Origin of the sequence: Saccharopolyspora sp. NPDC002686, assembly GCF_040295745.1 — a bacterium.
GTDB lineage: Bacteria > Actinomycetota > Actinomycetes > Mycobacteriales > Pseudonocardiaceae > Saccharopolyspora > Saccharopolyspora oryzae.
Window position 1 is genome coordinate 1 of the sequence record NZ_JBEOVY010000555.1, and the last position, 3,134, is coordinate 3,134.

Annotated in this window: 3 protein-coding genes; 1 reads left to right on the plus strand and 2 read right to left on the minus strand. The window is 69.3% G+C overall.

The window, feature by feature from the left end:
* Positions 1–348: hypothetical protein (locus ABTZ89_RS37465; RefSeq protein WP_351053960.1), on the plus strand; the 348-nt coding region annotated here is incomplete at its 5' end.
* Positions 349–359: 11 nt separating this feature from the next.
* Here ABTZ89_RS37465 and ABTZ89_RS37470 read toward each other — a convergent pair.
* Positions 360–1,694 carry an MFS transporter gene (locus ABTZ89_RS37470; RefSeq protein ID WP_351053963.1) on the minus strand — a complete coding sequence of 445 codons (1,335 nt, stop codon included), beginning with the start codon at positions 1,692–1,694 and terminating at the stop codon, positions 360–362.
* 35 nt (positions 1,695–1,729) lie between these two features.
* On the minus strand, positions 1,730–3,134 hold a 1,405-nt coding region (locus ABTZ89_RS37475), incomplete at its 5' end, for an acyl-CoA synthetase (protein ID WP_351053966.1).

Consider the following 3,134-nt stretch of genomic DNA (forward strand, 5'->3'; position numbering starts at 1 on the left):
GTCCTGCTCGGTGCGGGAGCGCTCGGCGGCATGGCCGCGGCCTCCTGGTCACCGCAGGGCGCCGACCTGGTGGCCGCGGTCGGTGTGACCTCGCACGGGCACGGCAAGTTGGAAAGCCGTCCGTGGGGGACTGCGGTGTCCCTGCACGTGGAGGACCTGCCGCCCGACGACCGCTTCGTGGCGTGGGTGGTGGCCAGCGACGGCCGCATGGACCAGGCCGCCACGTGGTCGCGAACCCCCACCGGGGAGGCCCGGCTGTCCGGCGCGTCCTCGATTCCCCGCGACCAGGTGGCCAAGCTGCTCGTCACCACGAGCACCGGCAGGAAACTCCTCGAGTTGAGCGCGTGAAGCCGGTGGGACTACTGGACAGCGGTCAGGTCGTTGTCCTTGGTCTCGCGGGTGGCGAGGAGGGCAACGCCGCTGAGGATGCCCAGTGCGATGATGAAACCGCCCACGGGGATGACCGAGTTGCCGGAGGTTGCGGCCAGGGAAGCCAGGATGACCGGCGTGAACCCGCCGCCGAGCAGGGTGGCGAGTTGGTAGCCGAGCGAGGCGCCGGTGTAGCGGGTGCGGGTGCCGAACTGCTCGGAGATGTAGGCGGCCATCGGTCCGTACGTAGCGCCGTGGCAGAACGTGAAGAGCGTGAAAGCGAAGGCGACAGCGGTGAAACTCCCCGTCGCGAGCAGCTGGAGGGTCGGGAAGACCAGCACGATCATCGCGCCGAGGCCGAAGAGCATCACCGGGCGCCGGCCGAACCTGTCGGAGAGCCGGGCGTAACCGAGGATGAAGAAGATCGCGAAGAACTGGCCGATCGCGAAGCCCAGCAGGGCATCCGGTTTCGGCGTGCCGTGGTCGACGGCGTAGGTGATTCCGAACGTGGTGAACGCGGTCTGCAGGGCGAAGCTGGCCAGGCACGCGACCGCGGCCAGCAACACGACCTTGGGGCGCCGCAGCACCCCGGCGATCGGCAGGACGTCCTTCTTGCTCTCGGCGCGCTCGGCATCGGCACGTTCGGCGGCGGCTCGGAAGACGGGGCTTTCCGAGACCTTGTTGCGCACGAAGAGACCGATCGCGAGCATGACGGCTGAGAGCAGGAACGGGATGCGCCAGCCCCAGAGCATGAATTCGTCTTCGGGCAGCAGCGCGAACAGCGTCATCACGAGCGTGCCGAGCACGGCGCCGGTGGGGGCGCCGGCGTTGGTGAACGCGGCCATGTAGCCCCGGCGCCTCGGTTCAGCATGTTCGAGGGCCATGAGCGCGGCGCCGCCCCATTCGCCCCCGATGGCAACGCCTTGGAGCACCCGCAAGGTGACGAGGATGATCGCTGCCCACGGGCCGATGACCGAGGCGGGCGGAACGAGGCCGATGAGGACGGACGCGACGCCCATGACGGTCATGGCGAGGATGAGCATCGCCTTCCGCCCGGCCCGATCGCCGAAGTGCCCGAAGAGGATTCCGCCGACAGGTCGGGCCAGGTACCCGGCCGCGAAGGTGCCGAGCGACGCGATCGTGCCGGCGGCGGGCGGGAGGTCGGAGAAGAACACCGGACCGAACACGAGCGAGGCGGCGGTGCCGTAGAGCAGGAAGTCGTAGTACTCGAGGGTGCTGCCGAGGTAGCTCGACAGCACGACTCGGCGCGCTTCCTCGGCGCGTTCGGGTGCCGAGAGGTGCTCGGCCGCATCGGCAGCGGACATGGGACTCCTTCGAACGTGATCCGAGTGGAGGTGGTTCAGGCGAACAGGCGCCGGAGCTCGTCCTTGCGGATCTTTCCGGTGGCGTTGCGGGGGATTTCGTCGACCACGACGAGCGTTCTGGGGATCTTGTACTTGGCCAGTCGGGGCGCGAGGAACGCGACGAGCCGTTCGTGGTCGAGGTCGTAGCCGTCGTCCAGCGCGACGGCTGCGCATCCCGCCTCGCCCCACTTCTCGTGCGGCACACCGAAGACCGCGCAGCCGGTGACGCCCGGCATGTCGAGGATCGCCGCCTCGACCTCGGCGGGGTAGATGTTCTCGCCCCCGGAGATGATCATGTCTTTGAGGCGGTCCACGACGGTGACGAACCCGTCGGCGTCCGCGACTCCGATGTCGCCGGAGCGCAGCCACCGGCCGTCGGTGAAGGCGTCGTCGGTGGCGTCCGGCCGGTTCCAGTACTCGCGCATGACGTTGGGGCCGCAGATCTGGATTTCGCCGCGTTCGCCGGGGCCCACCTCGCGCCCGTCGGCATCGACGATCCGGACGTCGGTGAAGAAGTGCGGGACCCCGGCCGTGCCGAGTTTGCGCTCGACGTCGTCCGGCGTGAGGATCAGCGCGCCCGGGCCGGTCTCGGTCAGGCCGTAGCCCTGGCAGATCTTGATGCCGCGCCCGGTGTAGGTGCGCAGCGTGCGCGGTGGGACGGGGGCCGCGGCAACGATCACCCGCCGGATCGACGTCAGGTCGGTGGTCTCCCAGGCGGGGTGGGTGCTGAGCGCGTCGAACATGGTCGGCACGCCGAAGGTGTAGGTGATCCGCTCGCGTTCCAGCACCTGGAGGACGCGGCCCGGTTCGAAGCCCTCCTCGATGACCACGTTTCCGCCCTTGAGCAGCGTAGGCAGCGCCACGAAGTCCAGGGCGGCGGTGTGGAAGAGCGGTGCGCACACCAGCGCCGCCTCGTGGCTGTCCAGGTCGAGGTCGATGACGGCGTTCATCACGGAGAACACGATGTTGCCGTGGGTGAGGACCACCCCCTTGGGGCGGCCGGTCGTTCCGGAGGTGTACATGATGAAGCACGGATCGTCGTGGGACACCGGCTCGTCGATGCGGGACGAGTCGGCGTCTGCGATCAGCGCCTCGTAGCCGGCGTCGTCGAGCGCCACGCGGGTCGCCGAACCGGCGGCGGACCGCGCGACCTCGTCGAGCGCTGGGGAGTGGATGAGCACTGCGGCGCCCGAGTCGCGCAGCGCGTACTCCACTTCGGGTGCGGCGAGCCGGGCGTTGAGCGGTACGAAGATCGCACCGAGCAACCCGGCTGCGAACAGCGTCTCGAGGTAGGCCGGGTGGTTCGAGTCGTCGGAGGCGGTGAAGTTCACCGCGAGCTTGGCCGGGGTCGTCCCGCAGCCCTCCGAGGTGGTCCACTTCAACGAGGCCATCGCCATGTCG

What these genes read in the sequence shown, in the direction of transcription:
- ABTZ89_RS37470 (WP_351053963.1), bottom strand. Translation starts at nt 1,694, where the DNA reads ATGTCCGCTGCCGATGCGGCCGAGCACCTCTCGGCACCCGAACGCGCC.